Consider the following 26,194-nt stretch of genomic DNA (forward strand, 5'->3'; position numbering starts at 1 on the left):
ATCAATTGCCGTTATAGTGACGGTCATCGCAAGGTGCGGTGTCAATTCGGCCGTAGCGATCGGTAGCGGCAGAGTTGATCCTCGCGACGCTGCGGAGTGGTGGCGGAGCCGACGACTGCTCCGAGCAGCGCGCTGCCGGCCGCGCCGATCACGGTGCTCTTCGTGTTGCCGCCAATGGCCTGGCCGACCAGCGCGCCACCGGCACCACCGAGCAGAGCGCCCGTGGTTGCCCGCTGCTGGCCTTCCGTCTGCGTTTCGCAGCCTGCCAGGGCTGCCGTCATCAGGACGGCCAAAGCCGCTTTCTTGAGTATCATCTGAGCAACCTCCTTGAAGCCGCGCGGGCCGACCCGCCAAGCGCTGTGGCATTGTGGCGGAACGGCGGCAGGTTGGTTGAACGTTGCGTCCCGAGCCGCTTATCGTCGTTGGAACAATCCATCCGATACAGACTGTCGGAATTTCGGTAACCTGACGGCAGGCAGAAGCTGGCGATATATTGCAGACTGACATCGCTGGGGCACGAGAAGCTATGGGTAAAGAACCGAGCGTTCCACCGAGGTGGGCAGATCGCCGGCATCGGCGCCGGGGTGGCTAAGAAATGCCGGGCGCCCTGCTGCCATCGCGGCCAGGAGGTAGGGCGCGCGCAAGTCTGACGAGTTTGCCCGCGCAGAACCTTGAGGTTGCCTGTGGCCTCTCGCCAGCAGAACCTGAAGCCGTCTTCGATAGAGCCGTCAGGATGATGGCAACGCGCTGCCTGAAGGCAAAGCCGCCCGCCAATGTTTGTGCTGCATGCTCACTTTGTCCAAGATCTGGACGATTGTCTGACCTGCTGTCTCTGCCGGATGACAGATTCTTTTCCCCCTTAGAACCTCGCCAAGGTCCTAAATTCAGCCTCGTAGATCCGCTAGGCCTTTGTTCGCGATCTTCCCGTGCACCTCTCGCAACTGCAAGATCAGCGGAAGAAGCGCGGACCGCGCAAGCGGCGGGATGCAAGGCGTTCACCAGCATTGTCCGCTGCCGGATCAAAAGCTCGCGGACCCTATGCAGCATCAACACACTCTGTTGCTCCCGGCTCTTCACCGGAACGAGCGCATCGTGGGCAGCGCCACCGCTTCGCAAACCTCGGCATCCGTCGCATCATTCTTCTGCCGATTCACGTTTGGCTTGACGTAAGACGCCGGCATCAGCCGAACGTCGTGACCCAGCGCTATAAGAACCCGAGCCCAGTGGTGTCCCGTCGCGCAAGCCTCGATGCCGATCAGGCAACGGGGCAATTCCTTGAAGAAACAAACGACATCATCGCGACGCAGCTTGCGGCGGCTCACGATCGCGCCAGCACGATTGACCCCGTGAACCTGAAATACCTGCTTGGCGATATCCAGACCAATTGTGGTAATCTTCTCCATGGACGGCTCTCCCTCATGTGACTTTCGACAGCCACACTATGGCACCTCGATGCCGAGAGCGGAGGCCGTCCACCACATCAGGTCAGAGCTTGCGAGCCACAGCCTACCCCACGAAGTGCGAGGTCTTCGTCAAAGCTGTGGACGTGACGACGAGCGCCCCACGAAGCGCTCTCCCGGTTGGCATGCTGACCGGCGCGGTCAATTTAGTCCGCAGCCCGGGCGGCATGCTTTGCTAATGACGCTACCTCCATGCAGGCCAGCCTGCTCTCCACGATGGCGTTTGCGCTTCGAGCTCGCTAGTTTCGCGCAAATACCGTGAGGGAAGTATGTCACTCAGCCACAATCGCCAGAAGAAGCTCATCGAAATGATCCAGACGGATGGCGAAGTCCGTATCCGAGATGTGATAGTGCACTTCAACATTTCCGAGGAGACCGCGCGGCGGGATATCAAACAGCTCGAGCAGGACGGCTTAGTCGTGCGCGTCCATGGTGGGGCCGTCGCCACGCAGCAGCCTAAGCTGTTGGCCGTCTCGTCGCGCGCGATTTCTCAGCGTGCGGAAAAGAACGCTATTGCCGAGATAGCGCTCGGTCTTCTCAAGCCCGGGCAGAACCTCTTCTTGGGGGGCGGCAGTACGGTGCTTTCATTGGCTCGTCGCATTTCCGCTTTGCCGGAGATGCGCATCGTCACCAACATGGTCGATATAGCGATCGCAGCTGCCGACGGCCGTCGGCATCGCGTCGTCATGCTGGGCGGCGAATTCAATCCCGACTTCCGGACCGTGACAGGATTCCTTGGCCTGCGCACGCTTCGCGAACAGCAGATCGATGTTGCTTTCATCGGGGTCAACGCCGTGCATCCCACGCTAGGCGTCTTCGACCATGAACAGGTCGGGCAGGACCTCGCCGCGACACTTTCCGAGCAGACGCGGAAAATCGTCGTTCTCGCCGATCACACCAAATTTGGCTTGTCGCTGCGTTACCGAATCCTCCCCCATTCAGCGATTTCCTCGATCATCACCGACCGGAAGCCGGCACCGGACGTGCTGAAGCAGATCGAAGCCGCTGGTGCACAAATCCTATATCCGCAGCAAAAGCCGTCGTAACCCGGCATAAATGACCCTGACCCTGCTGCGGCATGGGCCCCGCAGGAATGCGATCGTTTCACGACAGTTTGTGAAATGCCTTTGCGCCTCCATTACAAACCCGCCACAATCCGTCTTAAAGCCACACAAAACCTTCATATAACTGCGCTATGTCTCTGCCCGTCTCGGGAAGAAGCGGAGTTCGGCCGGGTTGCCGTCCCGACAAAAGAGAGGGTTTTGATATGCAAACGACACGTCGCACATTTCTAGGCATGATGGCCCTTGCGGCTGGCGCGATGGCGTTGCCGCGCATGGCCGCGGGCGGCCAGCGGCCGAGCCTCAAGGTCGCGGTCCAGGATCTGCGCACCATTCTGGAACCGGTGGATAGCGCTTCCATCGCCAACGTTTCCTGGCGGGTGCAGTACAGCATTTTCGACCAGCTTCTACGGACAGATTACAACGACAACTTCCGTCTCAATTTCGCACTCGCAAAATCCTTGAAGCAGATCGACATGAAAACGTATGAGATCGGTTTGCGCGACAATGTGAAGTTTCATGACGGCTCCACAATGAGCGCCGATGATGTTGTCTTGTCGCTCGGGCCGGATCGGCTGCGCGGCGAAAAGGCACCTGGTGCAGCCGTGCTTGCCAATTTTCTTTCCTCACTTGCCGACGTGCAGAAGGTCGATGACCGCACTGTCCGTCTGCTTACCACGACAGAGGACCCGGTTTTCACCAACCGCCTTGGAGCATGGGGCACTCAAATTATCAGTGCCAAGGCCTGGCATGCTGCAAAGAATTACGATGCATGGGCTGCAAAGCCGATCGGCACTGGTCCCTACAAGATTGGCGACGTGCGTAGCGGCGACGAGATCACGCTGGTCGCGCATGATGAGTATTGGGGCGGCCAACCGCCGTTTGCGTCGATCCGTTTCAAGCGGGTGCCGGAGATCGCCGCGCGCATCGCTGGGCTGCAGGCGGGCGATTACGATATCATCACCGACATCACCCCGGATCACATTGCGGAGATCGAAGGCGTCAAGGGCCTTTCGGTCACCGGCGTCGAAACCATGTGGTTCCGCTTCCTGACATTCTCGCCGCTCAAGACGCCCGTTTTGAAGGACGTCAACCTGCGTCGCGCGCTTGCCTGCGCGATTGATCGAGATGCACTGGCCGACGGCCTGTGGAATGGCCGGGCGAAGGCGCTCAATGGCTGGCAGTTGCCGATTTTCGGCGCCATCAACGATCCCGGGCGCAAGGGCGTGTCTTACGATCCGGCGCTGGTGAAGGAACTCCTCGCTAAGTCGTCGTACAAAGGCGAGGAAATCCCCTACCCTTCCGTCGGCACCTACTATCCGATGCAGCTTGCCGATAACCAAGCACTGGTCGAAATGTGGAAAGCCGCTGGCCTCAACGTCAAGCTGATCATGTGCGAGAACTGGACGCAGGTCGACAATCTCGGCGGCATCGCGGATACGTCCGGCGGTGCCTTCTACGCCGATCCGGTCTCCATGCTTTGGCAGATTATCGGCCCGACCAACGACCTGCAGGCGGGCGGCGGCTGGACCAATGCCGAATTCAACACGCTCGGCCATGAGCTTGAAACGACGACCGATCTCACCAAGCGCAAGGCAGCCTTCAAACGGATGCAGGACATTGTCGAGATTGAGGACCCCTGTATCACACCACTGCACTCCATGCCTTTTATCTATGGGCAGAAGGCGGATGTCAGCTGGCAGCCCAGCCCCTTGCCGCAAATGTATCTTGGTCCGAAGATATCGCCTGAGCCGGTGGCCTGAGCTCCATGCTGAACAAGTCTTACCAGAACAGCGCGAGTCTCGCGCTGTTGCCGGCTCATGGCGTTCCGCCATCCGGTACCAACCCTGCAATCAAGATTGCTGACCTGACGGTCGCTTTCGGGGGTGTGCCTGTACTACACGGTGTCGATCTCATTGTAGGCAAAGGCGAGGCGGTTGGTATCGTCGGCGAATCCGGCTGCGGCAAGTCCGTGACCTGGCGGGCGGTGCTGGATCTATTGCCACGATCCGCGGAGGTTTCGGGCGAAGCCTGGCTCGGTGATCTCGATTTGGTCGGCGCCCGGCCATTAGTTTTGGATCGCGTGCGTGGCGGGCGTATTGCCATGATCTTCCAGGATCCGGCCGGCGCCCTGAATCCGGTGCATCGCATAGGCGCGCAAATTGCTGAAGCACTTCGCCTGCATCGCGGCTTGACCGGTCCCGCCGCTCGGGCTGAGACCCGTCGACTGCTCGAACAAGTAGGCATCGCGGATGCTGCAAATAGGGTCAATGCCTATCCGCACGAGTTGTCGGGCGGCCAGAACCAACGCGTAATGATCGCCATTGCGCTTGCCGGCCGGCCCGAACTGCTGGTTGCCGACGAGCCGACGACTGCGCTCGATGCCACTGTGCAGGCGCAGATCCTGTTGCTGCTCAAGAAGATCCAGCAAGACACCGGCATGGCCTTGGTGATGATAAGCCACGATCTAGCGGCAGTAGCGGCGATCTGTGATCGGCTTTGCGTCATGTATGCGGGACGGATCGTCGAGGCCGGATCGACACACACGCTTTTGACAGCGCCGGAGCACCCCTACACGCGCGACCTGATCGGAGCCATTCCGCCATCGTGTGGACCGCGCATACGGTTGACCGCCATAGCGGGCGCGCCACCGCAGCGAAACCTGCCGCCTGGATGCGCCTACGTACCGCGCTGCCGGGACGCCCTCGCCGCATGCCGCATGGTCCAACCGCAAGTGCGGCAGGTTTCTGCCGGGCATTCCGTGCATTGCCTGAAGGCTGCAGCCGAGCGATGACCTTGCTGCGTCTCGAAAGCGTTTCCCGCCGCTTCCCGGTCGGCTCCTCGATTCTCGGATCGCGGAAATATCTCACTGCCGTCGATGGCGTGTCGCTGAACGTCGAGGCGGGGCAAACGACCGGCATTGTTGGCGAATCCGGTTGCGGCAAATCCACCACCGGCCGGATCGCGCTCGGCTTGGATTCACCGGACAGCGGCCGGGTGCTGTTTCAAGGCTCCTTGCTGCCGCGGATAGGCAGCAAGGAGTGGCGGTCACAGCGGCGGCAGATGCAACTGGTCTTTCAGGACACGCTAGGGGCGCTCGACCGCCGCATGACGGTTAACGCCCTCATAGCCGAGCCACTGGAGATTCACGGCGTTGGCGATGCCGCGAGCCGGCGGCAGCGGGTATGGGAGCTGCTCCAAGCCGTGGGACTTGGCGAAGACCACCACATGCTATACCCGCATCAGCTTTCCGGCGGCCAGCGCCAGCGCGTCGTGCTGGCGCGTGCCCTAGCACCAAAACCGTCGCTTTTGGTTTGTGACGAACCGGTCTCAGCGCTCGACGTCTCTGTACAAGCACAAATCGTCAACCTGCTGGTGGATCTTCAGCGGGAGCTTGGGCTCGGCATATTGTTCATCAGCCATGACTTGCGGATCGTGCGTTATGTGAGCGATCGCATTGTCGTTATGTATCTGGGCCGCGTCGTCGAGCAGGGGCGCGCCGACGTCATCATCGACCATCCCGCACATCCCTATACGCAGGCGCTCGTGTCGGCCATGCCGAGGCTGCCGGGCGGCTTCGACCACTATGTGCCGCTCTCGGGCGAGCCGCCGAACGCCACCGATCGGCCTTCCGGGTGTCCGTTCAATTCACGCTGCCCACTAGCGCAGGACATATGCCGACAAAGCCTGCCCGAACTCCTGCCACTGGATTCAAAACGGGAGGTCGCCTGCCATCGTGTGAGGGATCGATGACGGCAACAATCATTCGTTTTGTTGGCCCGAAAGTCTTGCGTGCCGCACTTTCGATCCTTGTTGTGGTGACCCTTACCTTCGTGGTGTTACGCGCGTCTGGAGATCCAGCCTTGCAAATTCTCGGTCCCAGCGCTCGTGCCGCCGACCTCGAAGCCTTTCGCCGGCATTGGGGTCTCGACCAGCCGCTTTCTTTACAATATCTGCGCTACATCCAGGCGGCCTTTCACGGCGATTTCGGCAATTCCATGCTGGGCGGAAAGCCGGCCCTGGACGCTGTGCTCGAGCGCGTGCCGTTGACTTTGGCGTTGATGATCCCCTCGCTGATACTCACAATGCTGATCGGGATTCCCGTCGGCGCCTATGCCGCCATGCATCGCGACAGCTGGGTCGATCGATCGGTTATGATGCTGACCGTTCTCGGCTTCACTGTACCGAGCTTCGTGCTTGGGCTGCTCCTGATCCTGATCTTTTCGGTCACACTCGGCTTGTTCCCGTCAGGCGGCGCAGATCGGGCTGCCGGCTTCGTATTGCCGGTTCTGACGCTCGGTATTGGCGGGGCGGCCATCATCGCGCGTTTCACGCGCAGTGCCATGATCGAGGTTCTGTCACAGCTATACGTCGTCGCGGCCAGCGCCAAGGGCGTGACCTGGCGGCAGGTGGTTCGCCATCATGCTCTCCCGAACGCGATCATTCCTGTGCTGACGCTGTTCGGCCTGATGCTAGGCGGACAAGTTGCAGGCGCGGTCCTGGTGGAGAATGTATTCGGCTGGCCCGGCATCGGCCAGTTGCTGGTGGTCTCGGTCGCCAACCGCGACCTCGCCGTGGTTCAGGTCATCCTTCTGCTTGTGACACTAACCATGACATCGGCCAACCTCCTGATGGACCTGCTTTATGGCGTTTTCGATCCGCGCTTGCGGGCATCGTCCGCTGGATCGCATTGAGATGCCGGTCATGATGCCTAGGCTTCAGACGACATCCTGGATGGACTTGCCGACACGCCTCGCAGTGGGCTGGGTTCTGCTCATGGTCGTGGTCGCACTCGTAGCAGCGCACATTGCCCCCTACGACATTACTGCGATCGACCTGCGCCATCGTCTGGCGCCGCCTGTGGGGTTCGGCGGGACGATGCTGCATATCCTTGGAACTGACGATCTCGGCCGTGACGTTGGCTCGCGTCTTATCTACTCGATCCGCACCAGCTTGCTGGTCGCCTTCGGCGCGACCGCGATCAGCGTGTTCGTCGGCACGGCGATCGGCTTCACCGCCGCTTATTTCGGCCGGCTGGTCGAGCACGTTCTGCTCCTGATGATAGACGTCCAGGCTTCGTTACCATTTCTCATCGTGGCGCTGGCGATGCTCGCCTTTTTGGGCAATTCGCTGACGCTGTTTGTCGCGCTGATGGGGCTGTACGGCTGGGAGCGGAATGCGCGGCTTGCCCGGGGACTGGCGATGGCAGCCGGTGCGCAGGGCTATGCGAGTGCAACCCGCCAGCTCGGCGCCCACCCATTGCGCGTCTATGTTCGGCACATCCTGCCCAACAGTGCGGCAACGCTTCTGGTCGCGGCAACAGTGACATTTCCCGAAATCATTCTAGTCGAAAGCGGGTTGTCCTTTCTCGGCCTTGGCGTCCAGCCGCCCATGAGCAGCCTGGGCGTCATGGTCGCCGCCGGCCGCGAGTATATCACCCGCGCCCCCTGGATGCTGCTCGCTCCTAGTCTCGTCATCGTGTTGACCGCCGTGGCAGTAAGCGTCCTCGGCGACTGGTTGCGCGATCAACTCGACCCGACCCTAAAATGACGGACCTTCATGCAAAGAAAGCTGATCTCCATACTCGTCGACGGCGTCAGCGCCGACACTTTCGAAGCCCATGCGCACCGCCTGCCGAACATGAGCCGTCTCGCGGCTTCTGGCCTGCGCGTTCGCCGGCTTAAATCGGCGGTGCCGGCCACCTCTGTCCCCGGCCGCGCAACCATGTTGACAGGCGTTGGACCCGAAGTGCACGGCGTCTATGGCAATCATATTTTCCGCGGTGACATCTTCATGGCGCCGCTAGCTGAGGATTTGCGGGCACCGACTCTTGCCACCCATGCCAAGGCCGCCGGCCTGGATGTCGCGGCGATCGGCCATGCGTTGATCGCTTTGGACGATACTTCCATCTATGTCCCGCCCTGGTGGCTGCGTAGTTTCGTGACCGGTCATCGCTTCGGAAAGATGACCACTCCCGAAGCATTGGCGGCCTCGCGCGCAATCCACGATCCCGAAGATCGGCTCGCGCGCGCCGGCCTGACCGAAATGGATTGGTTCCGAGAGTCAGTTGATGACGGCGCGCCGCACCTGCTGGCCGGCCTCGCACTCGATCAGTTTCTCAATCGCGCCGTCGTGGCTCTGCTCGGCTCCGACCGGCCGCCGGATCTCCTGCTGACGGAGATCGAGATGCCGGATGCATTCCAGCATTCTCTCGGCTACGACAGCCCTACTGCGATCTGGTCGATGCAGTTCGCCGATATGCTGCTGGGTAACGTCTTGGCAGTTCTCGAGCGGAACGGACGGCTCGGCGACTATGTGATCGCGATCGCCAGCGACCACGGTCACGGTCCGGTTGATACGGCGATTTTTCCAGAGGCCATTATCCCTGACATGCACTGGATGACCGAGGGCGCCAGTCTCTACGTCTCCCTTAAAACGCCCGGCGATATTGACAGGGCCACCGAGCGACTGTCGCCCTACGGCGTCGAGCTCTGGAACGATCTGCATCTGCCGGAGCCACTCCGCGGGGCTGTGGCGATGTTCGTCGCGCCGCCTCGGCATTCCTTCGAGGAGCGAGCGACGCATGCGGCCGCGCCGCTCGCTGCGACGGGCAGGCCGCGCGCCATCTCAACTCACGGTTTTCGGCCGGGCAGCCGTGAGGACGACCGAATGTTCATCCTGTCCGGCATCGGCGTTGCCCAGCGGACCGTCGACGAGGCAAATGCGGACCAGTTTGCGCCGACGCTTGCGCGTGTTCTCGGCTTGCCCCAGGCGCCGTATGCCGGGCGCTCGCTGATAGAGGATTAGAGCTGTCTATGATTTCAGAAACTATGGTCAGCCCTATCGCTTCCTTCTCTTTCGGCCGCAAGGAAGTCAACAGAACCCTTGGCACGAAAGACCCGGAAGAGGCTAAGCGCAAATATGCAGAGGTGCTCGAGGAATTCGAAGCTGATTGCTCCGGCATTCGGCTTGGTGCCGCTCATAGCGGTTGGGTACACTCCCACCCGCAAGTAAGAAGCCCGTCAACAGCTGACGGGCTTTTTGCTCTGTTTCGACAAGGCAGATGCGCTACGGCACAAGATGCACTTCACCGCCCCAGAGGTAGTTTGGAAACCGCCGCCAGTTCTTCCTCGTCTCTGATTCCGGCCTGATAGTTTGCGATTACGCGGGAGGCGAGCGCTTCACGTCCCTCTGGCGATTGGCCCTCAGCTTTCAACTTCTCGAACACGCGACCTAGCAGAGCGACGTCGGAGGAATCGAAGACGCTAGCTTCTTTGGCTCTTTGATAAATTGGCATGTGCCCTCAAATCTAGTCTGACTTTGAGATTCGACGCGAAGCAAAAACGGATCGGTGCCCTACACCCCTGACTGATGGCGTAGGAGACGCTTGACAGCAGCCGCCCAGCGGAAGTTGCCGATGCCGCCCAAAAGCGATTTCGGAACCAAAACAGCCTCCTCATTGCAGATGCTGGCACTTGGAAAGGAGGTATGTAATGGAAATCCAAGGAATTTACGCCGCGCTCGCGACGGCAAGCATGGACTGTGCGGAGAAGTTCTAAACCCAACTGTTCGCACGGGTGCCTGATGATCGCCCCATGATCGCTCGAAGGAACGCGCAGCCGAGCTTGCGATCAAGGTACAGCTGCGTCGAATTCAATCGCAAGTCCGGCATCAATCGCGCTTCGCGCAGCGAAGTTGCCGAGCTCCCAATCCGTCAGTTCGCAAAGTGGAAAAGCTCGTCTGGTTGCCTGAATCACCTCTGCTATCGACATGCACGGCCTGCCGATGTCCTCGATCGCTGGCGGATGATCGCTTGGCGAACGTCCGCAGAAGCAGCCTTCTGGGCGAACGCAAGCATACGGCCACCTAGGAATGGAGCTGGGGTGCTACGCTGTCGGACGTCGTTTTGTCGAAAGCCACAGCCACGCCGTGAACGATGGATGCCGCCGCTAACATCTCCTCTAACTGGCGGTCAGAGGCCTTACAGGTCGGCATGAGTGTTCGGATGGCGCGGATTGCCTTTGCAATGGAGAGGAAGCGAGCTTTGCCTCTGGACAGGACATAGGCCTCGGTAGCTCTTTCAACCGTAATGGAATGAAAAGCGTTGGTCATCGAGAATTCCTCCCTGAACCCTGACCAAGATGATTTACCGCCAACATCTGACAGCCTTCAAGGGCATGTCCGATTTCGAACAATCAGCCGGTGGTGATGTCGAAGTGACGTTGCTCCTCCTTCCCGTATGCGCCGTGCGAGAGTTCGATCATTCCGGGGCGGTCAACAATCGTGATCTCGCCGCGCTTGGCATGAACCAGCCCCCGATATTCGAGCATTTGAAGGGCGGTCGTGACGCCCGGCCGCCGGGAGCCAAGCATGGTCGCCAGAAATTCATGCGTCAGGGAAATCTTGTCCCCTTCGATGAGGTCGTTGACCATCAGCAACCAGCGGGCCAGCCGTTCCTCGATTTTCGATTGGCTGTTGACCAGCGCCGTGCGGGATGACTGGATCAGGAACGCGTGGGCGAAGCGAAGCAGTGAGGCGTGAAGGGTCTGGCTTTCGCCAATCGCAATGCGAAGAGGTTCAACGGGCAGGGACCAGCCGTTGCTGGCGAGTTGGATATAGGTTTCATTGGGAGACATGTCTTGGCCGAGAACGACCGCAACACCCGTCATGCCTTGGTGGCCGATGATGCCGACTTCGCTGTGCCGCCCTGCGGTCATTGCTGCGACCACGGACGCGATTCCCGTCTCGGGAAAATATACCAGCTCGATTGGCTGATGTGCGATCTCGAGCCGGACTTTTACGGCCAGTTCGACGCGATTCATCGATGGGCGTAAAAGCGCGAAATCCTCAGGCGTGAGGGTTTTCAAAACATGGTTGCGAAAGGTGGATTGAGGCATGGCTCCTCTCCCTATCGGGCAAGAGCACGTATCTCTCACTGTCGGCAGCATCCGGATAATCGGCGGCCGATGTCTGAGCCTACGCCCCCTATGCGGGTTTAGCAAATGGCCGCGCACGGCCGGTTAAGCATGGATTAACCACGACACACAGGCTAACGGATCGTGAATGAACGAACCGGATTGGCGGCGGTTAAGCTCGTGCTTTCCAAAGAGGGACCACGTTTTGTTCGCGACCGCCTTTGCTTTGCTGATCTCATTCTCGGTCAGCGTTGCCCTCATTTCATGGGCCGCGCCGAACACCGCGCAAGCCATATCCACCGACTTGCAGAAGTCCATCGACGGATGGGAATTGCGTCAAACAAAATCCGACGCGCTCCCGCAACGCGACAGATGATTGCCTCGCGCTCATCCGCTTCGGACGATCCGAGCGATTGTGACCGAGGCACTTTCGGCGTTGTAGCGGGACTTCGCGGTTGTATTCGCCGATCGGGCGGCCGTCGATTCCGCCGGAGAAATTGCTCAGGGCTATGCTGCTACAGGCGTTCTATTCGATCCGCTCGGAACGGCTCCTGATGGAGCGGCTGGATACAATCTTCTGTTCCGCTGGTTCGTCGGCATCGGCGTTGACGACGCGGCCTGGGATCACTCAGTCTTCTCCAAGAAGCAATAGCTCACATGCTGGTCTTCCATTGTCATGAGAATGTCTCCCTGAAGAAAAGCGCAAGGTTGGCCAGAAGCCAAAACTTACGACCGAATGAATCAGAAGGTCTTTCTCGTCCGACCTCAAACCAACGCCTCAAGGCAGGCGGGTCGAATAAATTTCCTAGGGGAGAGTCCTCGTGAAATAGCAGCCTTCGATATTGCGCTGCTCCCTCGCCCACCGCCCATTGGCCCAGCGGAAGCGGAAATCCCATCTTTTTCCGAGATAAAACGGACTTGGGCAAGACGCTCCGGTATTCGCTTCGTAGGGGATATTTTGAGACGTCAAGACGTTCGCTGAAGGAAGCGACCGGCTGCCAAAGTGCCTGGACGGAAGCGATTGGTGACCTCCACCTTAACCGCTGGGATCCGGGTATTGCCATTGCGGCGGTTACAAGCTGGTGATCGGTGAAAGGAACGCGAGCTTCAATCCCAGCTGCCATCGTGGTGTTGTCGACCATCTCCAGCAGCGCTGGCAGATGCGTAGAGACGAAGACACGTGATATTTTGCTAAAGAAGTCTCCTTCGGCCTCCGCAAATTGAGCCGCAAAATGATCGACGAGTTCCATCTCGTACTCCGTTCCCATCTGGCCATCGATAGCAAGCGAGCGGATCTCATCAGCCGGAAAGTACGTATAACGGTCCAAGAAAAACTGCAGCTGATTGCCATGGGCCCCAAGGCCAAGGCGCCGGCGTGCGATCTGGGCCAAGGAAGAGGGCAATGCGGCGATGAATTTGCTTCGATTGTGATCATACGGCGTCCGAAACAAGCGGCTATAGCCCGCGAAAATTTCGTCAGCACCCTCGCCCGTGAGTACGACCTTATGCTCCTTCGAAATTGCCTTTGCGAGCGTATACATGGCGGTTTCGTTATGCATTCCAAGTGGATGTCCACGCAAACGGACCAGCTCTGCCACAGCCTCCATATTGGAAGGTTCTGGAATTGGGACGACGCGGTGCGTGAGCCCGAACTCAGCGGCAACTTCCATGGCGTAGCCCGTCTCGTCATATTCGGAGGGTTCCACCCTGCCGGTAAAGCAGATGGGATCGATTTGTGAGCGGGCGGAGGCCTCATAGGCAAGGATGCTGGAGTCAAGCCCGCCGGACAACAATACGGCCACCGGGACATCAGCTACCAGCTGGCGTTGAACGGCGCTTCCGAGCAATCCCTTAATGTCGGAGTCCGGCTTCGAGCGTGAGATGCCCTCGGACAAATCCCACCAACGTTCGGACCTGTAGCGCCCGCTTTTTATCTCGAGGAGATAGCCGGGCTCTAATTTGGAAATGCCAGCGTACAGCGTGCGGGATCCTACAGCGGCGCGATAGGATAGAAAGCTGAGCGCGCCGATCATATCCGGTCCGCGCATGACCCCTGGCCAGCGAATAAGAGCATTCGGCTGCGATCCAAATACGAGTCCAGTATCGCAAATCGTGTAGTAAAGTGGCTTTACGCCTAACCGGTCGCGGGCGATGAGAACAAGGCAATTTCGAGGATCGAACAGCGCAAAGGAAAATATCCCGTCTAAGCGATCCAAGAAAGCTCGTCCCCACGCGATATAACCGATAATCAAGACTTCTGTATCTGACGTCGTCGAAAAACAGTAACCCAATTGCTGTAATTCTTTTTTCAACTCGCGATAGTTGTATATCTCCCCATTGTACGTAATTACCACTCCGGTCCCGTTATCGCGAAGAGGTTGATTGGCTCGAGAATTAAGATCGATAACGGATAGTCGTCGATGTGCGAACGCAACCGAACGATCAATGTATAGACCTCTGGCATCACGTCCGCGATGAGCAAGAGCGTCCGCGCAATGCTCTACCGCCTCCGCGGAGACCGGCATACCTTCCTCTTTAAGGACTATCCCGAAGATTCCGCACATTGATGTCGCTCTCTTATACGAGTGATGCCGACTACGTGCTTGGCTTGTTGCCGATCATCTGGATGCAGCCATCGCCGAACCAGAACCGAGCAAGCGGATGGTCGTAATGACGGTACATGGGCGCGAGAAAGCGCCGAAGGTTGTGGAAATTTCTCGTATACCTTGAGATCCTGCGAATGTTGTCGAAGCCGCACTCGACAAACCAGTCTCTGATTTGCTCCTCTGTGAATGAGAACTCGTGGTAGGTTGGCGCCTGGAAACGATCCCGAATCGTCACAAACAAATCATCGTCGAAAAGACTTCGGAAGAATGCGTTTTCGCCAGGCATATATTCTTCTTCTTCATTCTCTTTTGCGTTTAACAGCCAGTCGATGGCTTCACGTGTGGTGGATCCATTCAGATTGTCGATCGCGCTGCGAAATTGTTCATCATTCTGGTAGAGTTCTCGCAAATGATTGATGCATCGATAGATGACGCCGTTTGCGGTGCCCATGATCGTCAGAAAGAAGCTCCCCCCGGGACGAGTTACGCGGGCAAGTTCCTCGAAGCCTGTTTTTGGATCGCTGGTGTGCGGCAGAACCCCGGCGCAATGGACAAAATCGAACCTCTTTTCGTCGAACGGGAGATCGAGCACACTGCCGGCGACCAATTGCGAGCGTGGCCCGAAGCGGCTAAGCCGTTTGCGCGCGCAATCCATCCAATCGTTGCCCAGTTCAAGTGAGACAACGCTATGCGCTCCCTTTTCAAGAAACGCATAAGACGCGTTCGCATTCGAGCCGCAGCCCGCGTCTAAGACGTCAAGGCCGCGGAAGCTACCGGCTGCCAGGCCGAAATATTCCTCCTCAATGAGGGAGACCAACCTGTCAAATATGTGAGGATCATTCTCCTGGTCGCGCTGATACTGATCGAAGACGGTGCGCGTGCGGATTTCGAAAGAGCTTTCCATGCTATTTTCCCACACTTTACGATGCAGGTGGATTTGCGAGCAGGGCGAAAGACCCTGCAGCAACGAGTGTAAGGTTGGCCAGGCGCAACCAGTTGCCGGTACCAGGAAATTTGAAATTCGAGAGATGTAGCAGGGACAGAAGCAACGCCGCGCCTATCAGGAGACCGCCAAGGTAAGGGATTGCCACAAAACGGTTTGTGGCAAAGAGAGCGGCCAACACGAAGAGGTCATTGTTCAACGGCAATCCTCTGCCGAATCCGTCATCGTCCAGCCCGAACGCAGAAAAATAGCTGAGGCGGAGGGCCCCTGACAGGACAAGGCAAACCGCAGCGAACAGCGACGGAATAGAGAACGCGTTGAACGACAAGATGAGAACTGCCGGAAAGAGAGCCGCATAGACCAAATCCGCTAGCCCATCGAATGCGGCTCCCACCTGGGCCGTCAAAGCCGAACGGCTCGGGGAATGCTGCGCGACCATGCCATCGGCATCATCCGCCAGAAGCGCCCATAATGCGAAACAAATGCCAAGCTCGAAGCGTCCGACCAAGGCAAAATAGATCGCGTTCGTGGCGAAGATCAGCCCAAGCGCGGTAATGGCATTTGCAGCATCGAAGAGATAGCGGATCATCTCGCTACTCTCCGGCGGCGGCTGCGATGTGGCCGGAGCCGCATCTCGCAGATCGCTCGACTGTGAAAATCCTCTCAGCTACCCGTAGGTCTTCTTCACTGTCGATCTCATACCATCTCAGATCGTCGCATCGCGCCGCCGCAAGCTGCAGTCCGTTGCGCTCGATAAGGATACCGAGCAGCTCCTCGGTATAAACTTTGGTCGCACCCGAGCCGATGATGTCGCAAAGGACCGGGACGATCTTTGTTCGGAGTTCGGCGCCAGAGAACCGGATAAGGTTCATCATTTTGAAGAGTGGACCGCCTGAGCCCAGGCTTGCTGCCGTCTGCTTTAACCGGACCTCGGATATGAAGCCGTCGCTGGAAAGAATGGCTGCGGACCCTTCCATAGAAGGATCGAACGGCGCAACGGCAGCGGTATTTGCCGCGTCCCCCATCATCAGATAGCGCAGAGCATCTTCTTCGAAGAAGACGTCACCTTCGAGGAGGTAGCAGTCTCCGGAAAGGAGCGCATCGCGCGCCAACCACAGCGAGTAGGCACTGCCGGTCCGGTCGAAAACCACCGACTCGACATAATTGATCTTCAGGCCACCGAAGAGACTGCCGCATGCATATTGGATTGCGTCCTTGCGATAGCCTATGACGATAGTCGCCTCTTCAACGCCGACCGCTTCCAGGTTTCGAAGCGCGTTGTGTAGTATGGGCGTGCCATTGACCTCCACCAGGGGCTTCGGCCGCAGATCGGTTAATGGACGCAGACGAGAGCCGAAACCCGCGGCTAGAATGACGGCCTTTTTGGGGGTTTTGATCGACGTCGCATGTGTCCCCCATCTGTGTTCCGCGATCTTGCGGGGTCTTTCCCAAGCGTTGAGCACCTCGACGATGCGGCTCAACCCGGCTTCGAGTTTTTCTGGCTGAGTTCCATAGGAGAGGCGTATGGCAGCGGGATCGCCGAAGGCGGTGCCGGGCACCGTTGCGACGCCGGCTTTGGTCAGCGAATGCACTATCTTTTCCGCGTCGTCAGTGATCACATCCCACGGCTCGCGCGCTAGCAGGTTCGCTAAATCGAGATAGAAGTAGAAGCCGCCCTGCGCCTTCGGCACTGGTACCCGCCTTAGCGATGAGAGCACGTTGAGACCGATTTCCCTGGCGCTGGTCAACTGCGATCGAAGTTGGCGCTCATAGCTGCCGTCTCCTCGCTCTAGATGCGCCAACACGGCATGCTGGGCGATGACATTCGGATTTGATGTGGTGTGCGACTGCAACGCCTTCACGGCGTTGATGATCTCCTTTGGACCGGCGAGGTAGCCAATTCGCCATCCGGTCAGTGCCAAAGCCTTGCTGAAGCTGTTGACGATGAGCGTCCGAGGCCGAACCTCCGGAACGACGGAGACGATCGCGTGATGGGAATGATGCCCGTGGACGAACTCGCCATAGCACTCATCGAAAATGATCCACAAGTCGCGATAAATCGCGAGCTGGGCAATCGCCATCAGCGTCTGGGCGTCATAAACGGCACCCGTGGGATTACCAGGCGTGTTGATGATGATTGCCCTGGTCCGGGTGGTGACAGCAGCCTCGATGTCTTCGACCCGCGCGACATAGCCATTGGAGCGAGTTTCGACAAAGACCGGCTTGCCGCCGGCGATCAGCACTTGCGCCGGGAAGGTCGTCCAGTAAGGCGTCGGGATGATGACTTCGTCGCCTGGGTTGAGCACCACCATAGCCGCACTGAAGAGCGCATGTTTGGCCCCTGTCGTGGTGATGAGCTCTTCGGCATTCCACATCTGTCCGGTATCGAGAGACACCTTTTTCGCCAGCGCCTCGCGCAGTTCCATCATACCAGCGGTATCGGTGTAGCGATTGACACCTTTGCGGATGGCCTCGAACGCTCCGTCGCGAATTGTTGGAGCGAGGTCACTCCAGATTTCACCCGCGGTCAGATCAATGATGTCATCGCCAGCATCGGCAGATGCCCTTGCCGCCGCCCGCGCGGCGGCGGTCCCCGATGAACGGAACAAGCTTGTCCGTTTCGCAAGCATGTTGCGCCTCCTCGTCTCGTTTGCTTTTCAGAAAAGGGCGGTTTAAGCCGGCTGACGAACGCCGCTCGCCTTCTGTGGTAGATATCTCTCTTCGGCCGCAGCCAGTTCCTGGTATTTGAGCAAGTCGAACACTTCGTCCAGCGTTGCCACCTCACTCTCGATACCGGCGATTGTTTCCTCCCGAACGATCCGACCGCAAATATGGCACATGGCAGCAGTGGCGGCGCGCAAGTTGTGGTTGGCCCAGATCACCATGGAGATCCCTGCGGCGCGATACGCGGAGACCGGCGTGCGGTAATATTTCGTGGGTACGATGACGACTGGAAGTCGGTTCTGCCAGGCGCGAGTGAAGGCCAAGATCTCCTCCGCGTCGGACCTGCGGGAATGGATGAGGATGGCATCCGCGCCCGCCTCGGCGTAGGCATAGGCGCGCGCCAGCGCCTCATCCATTCCCTGGCCGGCGATCAGCGCCTCGATACGCGCGACCAGCACGAATTCCGGATCCGGAATTCGGTCCTTGATCGCCTTGAGCCGCCCACAAAACTCCGCGGTTTCGGCGAGGGGGTGTCGGTCCCCCACGAACGAATTCATCTTTGGAAACACCTTGTCTTCGAGGCAAATGCCGCTTGCGCCACATCGGCGTAGTTTGCTGGCCATGAGGCGGGCATTATTGAAATTTCCAAATCCGCTGTCGCCGTCGACGAGGATCGGAATCTGCACAGCATCTGCCATACGCTCTACAACATTGACAACCTCGGACCAGGAGGCTTCGTTCGCATCGCGATAACCGAGACTTGATGAGATCGACAGGCCTGACGCCCAAAGCACCTTGAAGCCCGCGTGCTCCACGACCGCGGCCGAGAGACCGTCGTGCCCTTCCATTGCAAAAGTAAGCTCGCTGGCTGTGATCAGTTGAAGCAAGCTTTCGGCGGTCCGACCGGCGGAAATCATATTTTGTGTAGGCCGCTTTGGTACATCTCTGTGCATCTCCATACCTGCCCCTTCCAAACAGTCATAATGGCGGTTCATCAATATTCTTCAAGTTAAGATAATATTGCCGTTTGTAACGCTTTGACGCTCTCGATTTCATGAAGATGCATATTATGCTTCATTTTTGTTCATACATTTCTCACCGCTGGCCCTGGAAACGGGCAAAGGAAACGCGGCATCAACCGGCGGGCAGATGCGCCGAGGGCAACAAGCGCGCCTGACGCAACGCCGCCAGATCGGCCGAGCCGCTGCAGAGGCAGGCGACAGCCAATTGGCGGATGACGATCTCGAAATGCGCGACAACCGCCTCGGTGGACACCGTCGCCGCGCGCAGCACGCCGGCCGCCTGCCCGGCGATGTCCGCGCCCAGGCGGATGGCCTTGGCCACGTCGACGCCGTCGCGGATCCCGCCCGACGCGATCAGCTTCACCGTTGGCAGCGCCCGACGTACCGCCTGCACGCTGGCTGGAGTTGGAATCCCCCAATCGGCGAACGCCATCGCCACTGCACGAGCGGCGGCATCGCGGGCGCGCTCGCCCTCCACCGCGGCCCAACTGGTGCCGCCGGCGCCGGCGACATCGATCACCGCCACGCCCGACTCGACGAGCGCACAGGCCACCGAGGCGGACAGGCCCGCCCCCACTTCCTTGGCCACGATCGGCACGCCCACGCTGCGCGCGGCGCGAGCGATCTGCGCCAGGATGCCGCGCCAGTCGCGGTCGCCCTCCTGCTGTACCGCTTCCTGCAGCGGATTGAGATGGACGATGAGTCCATCGGCCTCGAGCGCATCCACCGCCCGGCGCGCCAGGTCGAGGCCGTCGGCCTCGCGCAGCTGCGCGGCGCCGATATTGGCCAGCAAGGGAATGTCTGGGGCCGCGCGGCGCAACGCGCGCGTCAGCCCCTGGGAATTGCGGGATTGCAGGCTCACGCGCTGCGAGCCGACGCACATGGCGATGCCCAAGGCTTGCGCTGCCTCGCTCAGATGCCGGTTGATGGCCTCGGCGCGTGGCATGCCGCCGGTCATGGAGCTGATCAGCAGCGGCGCGCGCATGGTCTTGCCCAGCAGCGAGGCGCGAAGGTCGATACGCGTCAAGTCCAACTCGGGCACCGCGCAGTGTTCGAAACGGATGGACTCCCAGCCGGCGGCGACCGTGGTCGGCGCCGTTCGCCGATCCAGCACGATGTCCAGATGGTCGTCCTTGCGCCGGCTGAGGGCGGTGTCGCTCATGCTCGCTCCATCCGTCGCATCGGACGACGGCGTTGCGTCAGATCGGACCGACGGCAGCGCGCACACGCCGCCGCCGCCCGCGCGTTCAGGCCGCCGCACGCTAACCTCCCCCGCAGTGTTGCTGCGGTAGCGGCTGGTCGAGGTCTGGTAGTACTGCGCGCGGATGGCTGCCATGGCCTCGATCAACGGTCCCCACGGCGCGGGAAAGCGTTCTTCCGCCATCACCCGGTGCAGCATGCGCGTATGGCCGGCCAGCTCGTCGTTGAGGAACTCCACCACAGGCATAGCCGGATAGCGCTGCAGCAGCAGGATCGCCGCGTTGTCGGCTTCGCCGGCCGACCTATCCTTGTCGCGTCCATGCAGATCGTTCTGCAGGCGCCCTATCGTGGAGATGAGGCGCAGGACCTGGCGAAACGCTGGACGCGCGCGCAAGGTCGCCATGTCCAGCCCCCACAGCAACGACAGGCAACAGAACACGTTCGCGTAGGCGATCGAATCGATGGCGTTGTGCAGGTACTCGGCGTAGGACCAGGGTTCCGCCCCTGTCGCCTGCGAGTGTCCGCCGCGCAGCGCCGCGCAGTAGCACCGGGTATCTTCGAGAAGCTGAGCATAGTCGCGACGATCATAGGCGAGCGCGGCCAGCGAAGCGCGCAGCACAGCGCAGCCCTCGAATCCGGGGAGCGCGCACGGCACGCCCTGCCCCAGCGCCTGCTCCACCGCGGCGAGCTGCTCTGGCGCGATCAGGCCACGGTCGTTGCAATCGTCGAGCCAAAACAGCAGCGCCAGTTCGCGATAGAACGCCACGATCAGCGTTTCGTCCTGCGGATCGCGGCCGGTGCGGGCGCTGGTGTCGCGCAGGCTCAGGTCGATGCGCTGCAGGATATACTGGCCGCCCCTGACCGCTTCCACGGCATGCTCGCCGGCGAACCCGATCAGGGAATGCCCCCACTGCAGCACCTGCTGCAGCGCGCGTTCGGTCTGGATCATGGCGCCGCTTCTGCTCCCTCGGCCAGGACGCGCCGCCCCCAATGAAGCGCCAGCCACAAACCGGCGAGTTCGGCCACGCGCACGATCCGGGTGGGGCAATACAGTTCTTTGCCGATCCACAAAGGCGTCCGAGGCAATACATGCGCCGCATGGCGGGCAAGCATCCACTTCAGCGCACGCGCCACCGCCTGCGCGATGCCCCGGCGGCCCGTCGGGTCTTCGCCCCGGTCCATTACGTGCAACGCGAATAGCGCATAGGCGGTTTCCTCGAATGTGGATGCGCGACCGGCGCCCCAGCCGCCTTCGTTGCGCTGCGCCTGCAGCAGTGGCCCCAGCGCGCGCTCGTCGCGCCACCGGGGCTTGCCTTGCGCAAGCGCGGCGACCGCATGCGCGGTGGGATACAGCCACGAAACGTGCCATTTTTCGTTGTCCCATAGACCGCGCGGATTGCGATTAGTCTCGACGTAGGCCCTGGTGGCGGTGGCGGGCTTTCCCAACAGGCGCAACGCATGCAGGGCATGGATGTTGGTCGACACCGAGGCATTGCGCTCACCGGGGAAGGTGACGAACAGCTCGCCGACTTCGAAATGGCGCAAGGCATCGACCGCCGGGTCGCGGCCTGCAAGGCGCAGGACGCACAATGCAACGGCGGTGTCGTCCGCATCGGCCGCGAAGTGCGAGGCCGCGCCCAGACCGCGCACGCCCAGGCGGGCGTCGAGCTGCGCGATGATCACGCGCACCGCCTCGGCCAGCGCGGGATGGGAGAACAGCCCGGCCAGATTCAGGGTGTACAGCGACCAGCATGGCTCGGACACATTGATCGGCCAGACGTTGGGAACGACACCCTCGATGCCGCTGCGCGTCGCCCGCGATGCCGCCTGCAGATACGCGTCGGCGCGCCCGATCTGCGGCGTTCTCCCCTGTGTCACGGCGTGCGCACGCCACGCGGCGGTGGCTGCCGGACTGATGCCGATGCTGCCGTTGTCATCAGGGCATGCGGTGGTCGGCGACGTCCCCCAGGCTTCCCAGGAGTGCAACAACGGATGGCCGCTCGGCAACGTCGCCACGGCCCCCAGCTTGACCATGCACGCTTGCCGCAACGGCAACAGGGCCCGGTGGCGCGGAAACGTCACGCCGCCCAGCAAGGATGCGGCCTCGCCGCACAACTGCGGCAGGATCAGCTCCGCGCCGATCGGCGCGTCTTCCGGCACCGCATGTGCATAGGGATCGGGCTGGCGCTCGAGGAATCGGATTGCAGCCTGGACTGCGTCGGCAGCGCCGGGAAGAGGATCGGCACCCTGCAATGCCAGCAACGCCGCCCACGTGGGCGCATGGCGGAACAGCGGGAAGTCCGGGCTTCCCCATCCGCCATCGGCCTGTTGCTGCGCCATGAGCCACGCATATGCGTCCTGCCGACCGGTGACGTTGCCGTGGAACTGCAGAGCTCGCGCTGTGTCGTAGACGGACGGACCGACGCTGCCGCCGTCGCTCATCGCACGCAGCAGGTGGCGCAATTCGGAAAGGATCTGTTCGGACAGCGCGTTCACGCGGGACGTTCCTTCTGCAGACGGTAGACGAGAACCAGGTTCGGGCACACGCCGGTCCGCCGAATAGCTTGCGCGTAGCGCTCCGCGGGCGCGGTGGCTGGACTGGCCAACTGCTGCAATCGGCGCCGCGCATTCAGACATAGGCAGCATTCACCGCTGCCGCCGGCCGATCGCAGCAGAACAGGGGCGGCTCCATGCGGACGGGCGCGCTCATGGGCATGGCGCGTGCTTCAACAGATACGCGTTGGCCCGCTGCAGCATCTGCGCCAACCGTTCCGCACGCGGCCCCAGCGGGGCGATGGCCTCCCCGGCGTCGTGCAACAGATCCAGCGCGAACTGGCGAGCCGCCTGCAGCCCCATGATCGACGCGCAGGTCGGCTTCTGCGCCGCCGCGTCCTTGCCGGGGGTCTTGCCGAGCGTTGCGGTATCCGCCGTCGCGTCGAGAATATCGTCAACCACCTGCAACGCCAGGCCGAAACAGGCGCTGTAGCGATCGAGCGCACGGTACAGCGCAGCGTGCGCGGCATCCTCCGCCGTGGCGCATAGCGCACCCATGCGAACGGACGCGCGCACTAGCGCTCCGCTCTTCATCCGGTGCACCGCCACGATCCTGTCCAGCTCGACGTGCTTTCCGACCAGCGCCAGATCCATGGCCTGCCCGCCTGCGGCACCCTCGACCGACACCGCCTGCGCCAGTTCGCGCACGAGCGCGATACGGTTGTTGCCCGGCGCATCCAGACTCGCCAGGGTCAGGAAGGCGTGCGCCTGCAGCGCATCGCCGACCAGGATCGCAGTGGCTTCGCCGAACTTGACGTGCACGGTCGGAAGGCCGCGGCGAAGAACGTCATCGTCCATCGCGGGCAGATCGTCGTGGACCAGGGTACAGGCGTGCATCATCTCGATGGCGGCACCGACGGCGTCAAGCATGTGCGCCGGCGTGTCGGCCAGCGCGCCGGCAGCCAGACAGAGCAAGGCGCGGGTGCGCTTCCCGCCATCCAGGGTGGCGTAGCGCATCGCCGGCATCAGCTCGGTCTCACCGCCTTCGGCGCAGAGAAGACGAACCAGCGCCTGTTCGACCCGCTTTGCGCCGTCCTGCATCCAGATCTCCGGCAGCAGTCCGCCGGATGCGCCGCGTGCCTGCGCGCCCAATCCGCCTGGCGTGGAAACCGCGGTTCGGTCGTCGTGTAGCGTGGAACCAGTCTGCATGTGTTCATGTCCTTTGTACTTGACAGGAGACGGCCGCGGCGAGCGGCGAGCCGCCGCGGTGTTGCCGGGGTCGTACCGGGCGCGCCGAGTGCAGCAATGCCGCGCGTCGCCGGTGCCGCCGCCTCGCCACATGGGGCATGCGATGCCTCATGAGAACCCGATGCGGACTGTCATGGGCGGATGTGCGGTCGGGTAATAGCGCTGGCCTTTTTCTACGCCGCTCAGCAACCGCGGCCGCGCCCCGGTCTTCTGCATCGTCAGCGCCAAGGCGATGCAGAACTGCACCATTTCCAGCCATACCAGGTGGTAGCCGATGCAGACGTGTGGGCCTGTACCGAACTGCAGCATGTCCACCGGCCGGATCGGCTCCGTGCGTTGCAGCCACCGCGCCAGGCGAAACTGATCAGGTGCCTCGTGCAGCAGCGCCGAGGTCGAGAAATGCAGCAGCGGGATGCACAGATGGGTGCCCGCCGGAATGCGCCGTTGGCCGAGTTGCAATTCCTGCAGCGCGCGACGCGGCAGGAGCGTGGTCGCCGGATGCATGCGCAGCGTCTCGCGGAACAGCGCCTCGGCGACCGGACACTGCGCCAGGTCCGTGTGCCGGGTCGGCACCGCGCCCACGCGTTGCGCCTCCTGGACCAGGGCGTCCCACAGTACAGGCTGCCGCGCTAGCTCGATCACAATCCAGGCCATCGTCGAGGCGGTGGTCTCGTGACCGCCAAGCAGCAGCAAGCGAATATTGGCGACCAGGACGTCATCGGAGAGCGCATCGCCGCTGCGATCGAAGGCGCTCACCATGTCGTTGATCAACCCGGTGCGCGGGGCATGCGCGCGCGCGTCGCGGACGAACTGGCGCAAGCGCGCGTCGATCCAGTCGCGGCCGGCGCGGCCCCGCCGCAAGGGCAGTCCGGGGAGGTCCACCCGGGGCGCGACGATCAACTGCAGCAGTTGCTGGTACTTGCGGTGCCATTCCGGCAGGTCCTGCGCTGGGATTCCCATCAGGCTGAAGATGAGCTTGAGCATCAGGTCGCCGGTTTCAGGTAGGATGGTTACGTCGCCGCGGTCGCGCCACGCCTGCACCCGCGCCCGGATGACGCGCGCGAACAGGGCGCCGATGCGGGCCTGGGTCAGCCCCTTGGGCAGGAACGCCGCCTTGATCGCATCGCGCGCCTGCCGATGCGCGGCGCCGTCCTGGGCGACCAACGTTCCGCCAAGCAATTCGGGCGCGATCTCTTCGATCAGCGCCGAGGACACGTCCTTGCTCCGGAGCATTGCGAACGCATCCAGATCCACGCAGGTCATCAGGTGTCCGGCAGGGCCGAAATCCAGCCAGAAGTGGCTGCCCAGCGTCCGTTCCGCGCGCTGCAGCAGCCGCGGCAGGTCGCAGACGATGGCGGGAAGATGCCCGACCAGGGGGAAAGCGCCGGGCATGACCGGGATGTCGTCCCGCAGCCGGTGCCGACGGTTCAGCGGGTTGAGCAGCATGCCCATCAGCAGCGCGCCGCTTCGGCGGTGTCGTCGGCGGCCCGTGCGGCGGGGCTGTTGCCACCGTCGGCGTATGTGGGCACATGCGCCAGCATGCCACCGTCGATGCACATCACCTGGCCGGTGATCATCGCAGCGTCGTCCGAGAGCAGGAAGGCCACCAGCGCGGCCACGTCCTCGGGGCGGCCGACGCGCGGCAGGAGCTGATGCCGGCGCAGATGCCGTTGCATGCACTCGTCCAGCTTGGCGAGGAGACGCTCGGTCATGATGAGACCCGGCGCAATCGCGTTGCAGCGGATCTGCGCATGACCGTACTGGGTGGCGAGCGAGACCGACAGCATGTTCATCGCCGCCTTCGACGCGGCGTAGGACGTCTGCCCGGTGTCACCGCTGAGCCCCTGGCAAGACGACATGCTGACGATGGCACCACCGCCGCGGGCGATCATCCGTGGGATGGCCTGCCGACAGCAGAGCAGTGTGCCGCGCAGATTGGTCGCCATGGTCTGATCCCAGACCGCCAGGTCCAGATCGAGGATCGCGCCGTCGCGCGGGGTCAGATGCATGGCGCTCGCGTTGTTCACCAGCAGGTCGACCCCACCGAAGTGCCCCTGCGCCATCTCGAACAGGCCGCCACCGCCGACGCATCGGCGATGTCCATGGCCAGGGCCAGCGCGTGGCCGGCTTCGGCCGCGATCTGCGCGGTGCAGGCGATGGCCGCCGAGCCATCAATGTCGGCCACCACCACTTTGCCGCCCTCGCGCGCGATGGCGAGGGCGCACGCCTTGCCGATGCCGGCACCGGCGCCGGTCACCACGGCCACCTTGCCTTCAAACCGCCCCATCGCGTCCTCCTGGATTGCGTTGGTCTTTCGAGGCATGCCGCTCGACCTCCGCGGAAGAAGGCGCAGGGTCGACGCTGGCGCGCCCGTCATCGGCAGCGTCGCTTTCGATGACCCGAATGGCGGCGACCGGGCACTGGCTGGCCGCGAGCAGCACGGCGGCGTGCAGCGCCTGCGGGACAGTCGCCGCGCACACTTCGGCCACGCCGTCCGTTTGGCGCTGGCGAAAGGTGCCCGGCAGTGTCAGCACGCACTGCCCGGTGGTTCCGCACAGATCCTGGTCGACCACGACGCGCAT

The 26,194-nt window shown here is 61.5% G+C and carries 21 protein-coding genes and 6 pseudogenes; 10 read left to right on the forward strand and 17 right to left on the reverse strand.

Translation table 11 applies throughout. From position 1 onward, the window contains the following. Position 1: 1 nt before the first annotated feature. Both O7A05_RS06005 and O7A05_RS06010 read right to left on the reverse strand, forming a co-directional pair. Positions 2-314: pseudogene (locus O7A05_RS06005) on the reverse strand (glycine zipper 2TM domain-containing protein). Between the two features lie 673 nt (positions 315-987). Next, positions 988-1,403 (reverse strand): annotated as a pseudogene (locus O7A05_RS06010) (IS110 family transposase); the annotation flags it as partial. A gap of 326 nt (positions 1,404-1,729) precedes the next feature. Between O7A05_RS06010 and O7A05_RS06015 the strand changes: the two are divergent. The 8 genes from O7A05_RS06015 (at position 1,730) to O7A05_RS34345 (ending at position 9,672) form a co-directional block, all read left to right on the forward strand. Next, a complete protein-coding gene (locus O7A05_RS06015; protein WP_337092071.1) occupies positions 1,730-2,506 on the forward strand; it encodes a DeoR/GlpR family DNA-binding transcription regulator in 777 nt (258 codons plus the stop codon). A 251-nt stretch (positions 2,507-2,757) separates the two neighbouring features. Beyond that, the gene (locus O7A05_RS06020) at positions 2,758-4,284 is read left to right on the forward strand and encodes an ABC transporter substrate-binding protein (protein ID WP_337092072.1); all 1,527 of its coding nucleotides are present in this window, start codon (positions 2,758-2,760) and stop codon (positions 4,282-4,284) included. A 5-nt stretch (positions 4,285-4,289) separates the two neighbouring features. Then, the gene (locus O7A05_RS06025; protein WP_337092073.1) at positions 4,290-5,315 is read left to right on the forward strand and encodes an ABC transporter ATP-binding protein; all 1,026 of its coding nucleotides are present in this window, start codon (positions 4,290-4,292) and stop codon (positions 5,313-5,315) included. After that, positions 5,312-6,274, forward strand: coding sequence for an ABC transporter ATP-binding protein (locus tag O7A05_RS06030; RefSeq protein WP_337092074.1), 963 nt, complete (start codon positions 5,312-5,314; stop codon positions 6,272-6,274). The genes O7A05_RS06025 and O7A05_RS06030 overlap by 4 nt, the downstream gene beginning before the upstream one ends. Next, the gene (locus O7A05_RS06035) at positions 6,271-7,215 is read left to right on the forward strand and encodes an ABC transporter permease (protein WP_337092426.1); all 945 of its coding nucleotides are present in this window, start codon (positions 6,271-6,273) and stop codon (positions 7,213-7,215) included. The genes O7A05_RS06030 and O7A05_RS06035 overlap by 4 nt, the downstream gene beginning before the upstream one ends. A 1-nt stretch (position 7,216) precedes the next feature. Beyond that, on the forward strand, positions 7,217-8,071 hold the full coding sequence (locus O7A05_RS06040; protein ID WP_337092427.1) for an ABC transporter permease: 855 nt from the start codon (positions 7,217-7,219) through the stop codon (positions 8,069-8,071). 9 nt (positions 8,072-8,080) lie between these two features. Further along, positions 8,081-9,328 carry an alkaline phosphatase family protein gene (locus tag O7A05_RS06045; protein ID WP_337092075.1) on the forward strand — a complete coding sequence of 416 codons (1,248 nt, stop codon included), beginning with the start codon at positions 8,081-8,083 and terminating at the stop codon, positions 9,326-9,328. Between the two features lie 23 nt (positions 9,329-9,351). Then, positions 9,352-9,672: a DUF6538 domain-containing protein gene (locus O7A05_RS34345; RefSeq protein ID WP_415926975.1), complete on the forward strand. Its 321-nt coding sequence runs from the start codon at positions 9,352-9,354 to the stop codon at positions 9,670-9,672. 715 nt (positions 9,673-10,387) lie between these two features. On the opposite strand, the gene O7A05_RS06050 is transcribed toward O7A05_RS34345, so the two are convergent. Together O7A05_RS06050 and O7A05_RS06055 are read right to left on the reverse strand one after the other, a co-directional pair. Further along, complete coding sequence (locus tag O7A05_RS06050) at positions 10,388-10,633, reverse strand: hypothetical protein (protein ID WP_337092076.1); 246 nt, start codon at positions 10,631-10,633, stop codon at positions 10,388-10,390. Between the two features lie 83 nt (positions 10,634-10,716). After that, a complete protein-coding gene (locus O7A05_RS06055; protein WP_337092077.1) occupies positions 10,717-11,418 on the reverse strand; it encodes a Crp/Fnr family transcriptional regulator in 702 nt (233 codons plus the stop codon). A 223-nt stretch (positions 11,419-11,641) separates the two neighbouring features. Here O7A05_RS06055 and O7A05_RS06060 point away from each other — a divergent pair, with 223 nt between their 5' ends. Further along, a complete protein-coding gene (locus O7A05_RS06060) occupies positions 11,642-11,812 on the forward strand; it encodes a hypothetical protein (RefSeq protein WP_337092078.1) in 171 nt (56 codons plus the stop codon). Beyond that, positions 11,813-12,085 (forward strand): annotated as a pseudogene (locus O7A05_RS06065) (transposase); the annotation flags it as partial. It lies immediately after the preceding gene. Between the two features lie 25 nt (positions 12,086-12,110). On the opposite strand, the gene asnB reads toward O7A05_RS06065, so the two are convergent. The 13 genes and pseudogenes from asnB to O7A05_RS06130 form a co-directional block, all read right to left on the reverse strand. Further along, complete coding sequence (asnB, locus tag O7A05_RS06070; RefSeq protein WP_337092079.1) at positions 12,111-14,000, reverse strand: asparagine synthase (glutamine-hydrolyzing); 1,890 nt, start codon at positions 13,998-14,000, stop codon at positions 12,111-12,113. Positions 14,001-14,031: 31 nt separating this feature from the next. Further along, the gene (locus O7A05_RS06075) at positions 14,032-14,946 is read right to left on the reverse strand and encodes a class I SAM-dependent methyltransferase (RefSeq protein WP_337092080.1); all 915 of its coding nucleotides are present in this window, start codon (positions 14,944-14,946) and stop codon (positions 14,032-14,034) included. A gap of 16 nt (positions 14,947-14,962) precedes the next feature. Beyond that, positions 14,963-15,574: a CDP-alcohol phosphatidyltransferase family protein gene (locus tag O7A05_RS06080; protein WP_337092081.1), complete on the reverse strand. Its 612-nt coding sequence runs from the start codon at positions 15,572-15,574 to the stop codon at positions 14,963-14,965. Between the two features lie 4 nt (positions 15,575-15,578). Beyond that, positions 15,579-16,382, reverse strand: coding sequence for a phosphocholine cytidylyltransferase family protein (locus O7A05_RS06085; protein ID WP_337092428.1), 804 nt, complete (start codon positions 16,380-16,382; stop codon positions 15,579-15,581). A gap of 48 nt (positions 16,383-16,430) precedes the next feature. Beyond that, positions 16,431-17,615: pseudogene (locus O7A05_RS06090) on the reverse strand (aminotransferase class I/II-fold pyridoxal phosphate-dependent enzyme); the annotation flags it as partial. A gap of 42 nt (positions 17,616-17,657) precedes the next feature. Further along, positions 17,658-18,566, reverse strand: coding sequence for a phosphoenolpyruvate mutase (gene aepX, locus O7A05_RS06095; RefSeq protein WP_337092429.1), 909 nt, complete (start codon positions 18,564-18,566; stop codon positions 17,658-17,660). Positions 18,567-18,783: 217 nt separating this feature from the next. Then, positions 18,784-19,833, reverse strand: coding sequence for a type 2 isopentenyl-diphosphate Delta-isomerase (fni, locus tag O7A05_RS06100; RefSeq protein WP_337092430.1), 1,050 nt, complete (start codon positions 19,831-19,833; stop codon positions 18,784-18,786). A 117-nt stretch (positions 19,834-19,950) separates the two neighbouring features. Next, positions 19,951-20,820, reverse strand: a pseudogene (locus O7A05_RS06105) (terpene synthase family protein); the annotation flags it as partial. Then, entirely contained in the window at positions 20,817-22,367 is a 1,551-nt protein-coding gene (locus O7A05_RS06110; RefSeq protein ID WP_337092082.1) for a hypothetical protein, read from the reverse strand. The gene O7A05_RS06110 and the pseudogene O7A05_RS06105, both read right to left, overlap by 4 nt. A 210-nt stretch (positions 22,368-22,577) precedes the next feature. Continuing rightward, positions 22,578-23,573, reverse strand: coding sequence for a polyprenyl synthetase family protein (locus O7A05_RS06115; protein WP_337092083.1), 996 nt, complete (start codon positions 23,571-23,573; stop codon positions 22,578-22,580). 147 nt (positions 23,574-23,720) lie between these two features. Beyond that, positions 23,721-25,064, reverse strand: a complete 1,344-nt coding sequence (locus tag O7A05_RS06120; RefSeq protein ID WP_337092085.1) for a cytochrome P450 — start codon at positions 25,062-25,064, stop codon at positions 23,721-23,723. Further along, positions 25,064-25,899 (reverse strand): annotated as a pseudogene (locus O7A05_RS06125) (SDR family oxidoreductase). Before O7A05_RS06125 ends, O7A05_RS06120 begins: the two are co-directional and overlap by 1 nt. Next, positions 25,886-26,194, reverse strand: a complete 309-nt coding sequence (locus O7A05_RS06130; protein WP_337092087.1) for a ferredoxin — start codon at positions 26,192-26,194, stop codon at positions 25,886-25,888. The pseudogene O7A05_RS06125 and the gene O7A05_RS06130 overlap by 14 nt, the downstream one beginning before the upstream one ends.

The sequence above is a fragment of the Mesorhizobium argentiipisi (SeqCode) genome (genome assembly GCF_037179585.1).
Lineage (GTDB): Bacteria > Pseudomonadota > Alphaproteobacteria > Rhizobiales > Rhizobiaceae > Mesorhizobium > Mesorhizobium argentiipisi.

What these genes read in the sequence shown, in the direction of transcription:
- O7A05_RS06040 (WP_337092427.1), top strand. Translation starts at nt 7,217, where the DNA reads ATGCCGGTCATGATGCCTAGGCTTCAGACGACATCCTGGATGGACTTG.
- aepX (WP_337092429.1), bottom strand. Translation starts at nt 18,566, where the DNA reads ATGATTTCCGCCGGTCGGACCGCCGAAAGCTTGCTTCAACTGATCACA.
- O7A05_RS06035 (WP_337092426.1), top strand. Translation starts at nt 6,271, where the DNA reads ATGACGGCAACAATCATTCGTTTTGTTGGCCCGAAAGTCTTGCGTGCC.
- O7A05_RS06020 (WP_337092072.1), top strand. Translation starts at nt 2,758, where the DNA reads ATGATGGCCCTTGCGGCTGGCGCGATGGCGTTGCCGCGCATGGCCGCG.
- O7A05_RS06080 (WP_337092081.1), bottom strand. Translation starts at nt 15,574, where the DNA reads ATGATCCGCTATCTCTTCGATGCTGCAAATGCCATTACCGCGCTTGGG.
- O7A05_RS06015 (WP_337092071.1), top strand. Translation starts at nt 1,730, where the DNA reads ATGTCACTCAGCCACAATCGCCAGAAGAAGCTCATCGAAATGATCCAG.
- O7A05_RS06045 (WP_337092075.1), top strand. Translation starts at nt 8,081, where the DNA reads ATGCAAAGAAAGCTGATCTCCATACTCGTCGACGGCGTCAGCGCCGAC.
- asnB (WP_337092079.1), bottom strand. Translation starts at nt 14,000, where the DNA reads ATGTGCGGAATCTTCGGGATAGTCCTTAAAGAGGAAGGTATGCCGGTC.
- O7A05_RS06130 (WP_337092087.1), bottom strand. Translation starts at nt 26,194, where the DNA reads ATGCGCGTCGTGGTCGACCAGGATCTGTGCGGAACCACCGGGCAGTGC.
- O7A05_RS06030 (WP_337092074.1), top strand. Translation starts at nt 5,312, where the DNA reads ATGACCTTGCTGCGTCTCGAAAGCGTTTCCCGCCGCTTCCCGGTCGGC.
- O7A05_RS06050 (WP_337092076.1), bottom strand. Translation starts at nt 10,633, where the DNA reads ATGACCAACGCTTTTCATTCCATTACGGTTGAAAGAGCTACCGAGGCC.
- O7A05_RS06075 (WP_337092080.1), bottom strand. Translation starts at nt 14,946, where the DNA reads ATGGAAAGCTCTTTCGAAATCCGCACGCGCACCGTCTTCGATCAGTAT.
- O7A05_RS34345 (WP_415926975.1), top strand. Translation starts at nt 9,352, where the DNA reads ATGGTCAGCCCTATCGCTTCCTTCTCTTTCGGCCGCAAGGAAGTCAAC.
- O7A05_RS06115 (WP_337092083.1), bottom strand. Translation starts at nt 23,573, where the DNA reads ATGCAGACTGGTTCCACGCTACACGACGACCGAACCGCGGTTTCCACG.
- O7A05_RS06025 (WP_337092073.1), top strand. Translation starts at nt 4,290, where the DNA reads ATGCTGAACAAGTCTTACCAGAACAGCGCGAGTCTCGCGCTGTTGCCG.
- O7A05_RS06120 (WP_337092085.1), bottom strand. Translation starts at nt 25,064, where the DNA reads ATGGGCATGCTGCTCAACCCGCTGAACCGTCGGCACCGGCTGCGGGAC.
- O7A05_RS06055 (WP_337092077.1), bottom strand. Translation starts at nt 11,418, where the DNA reads ATGCCTCAATCCACCTTTCGCAACCATGTTTTGAAAACCCTCACGCCT.
- fni (WP_337092430.1), bottom strand. Translation starts at nt 19,833, where the DNA reads ATGAGCGACACCGCCCTCAGCCGGCGCAAGGACGACCATCTGGACATC.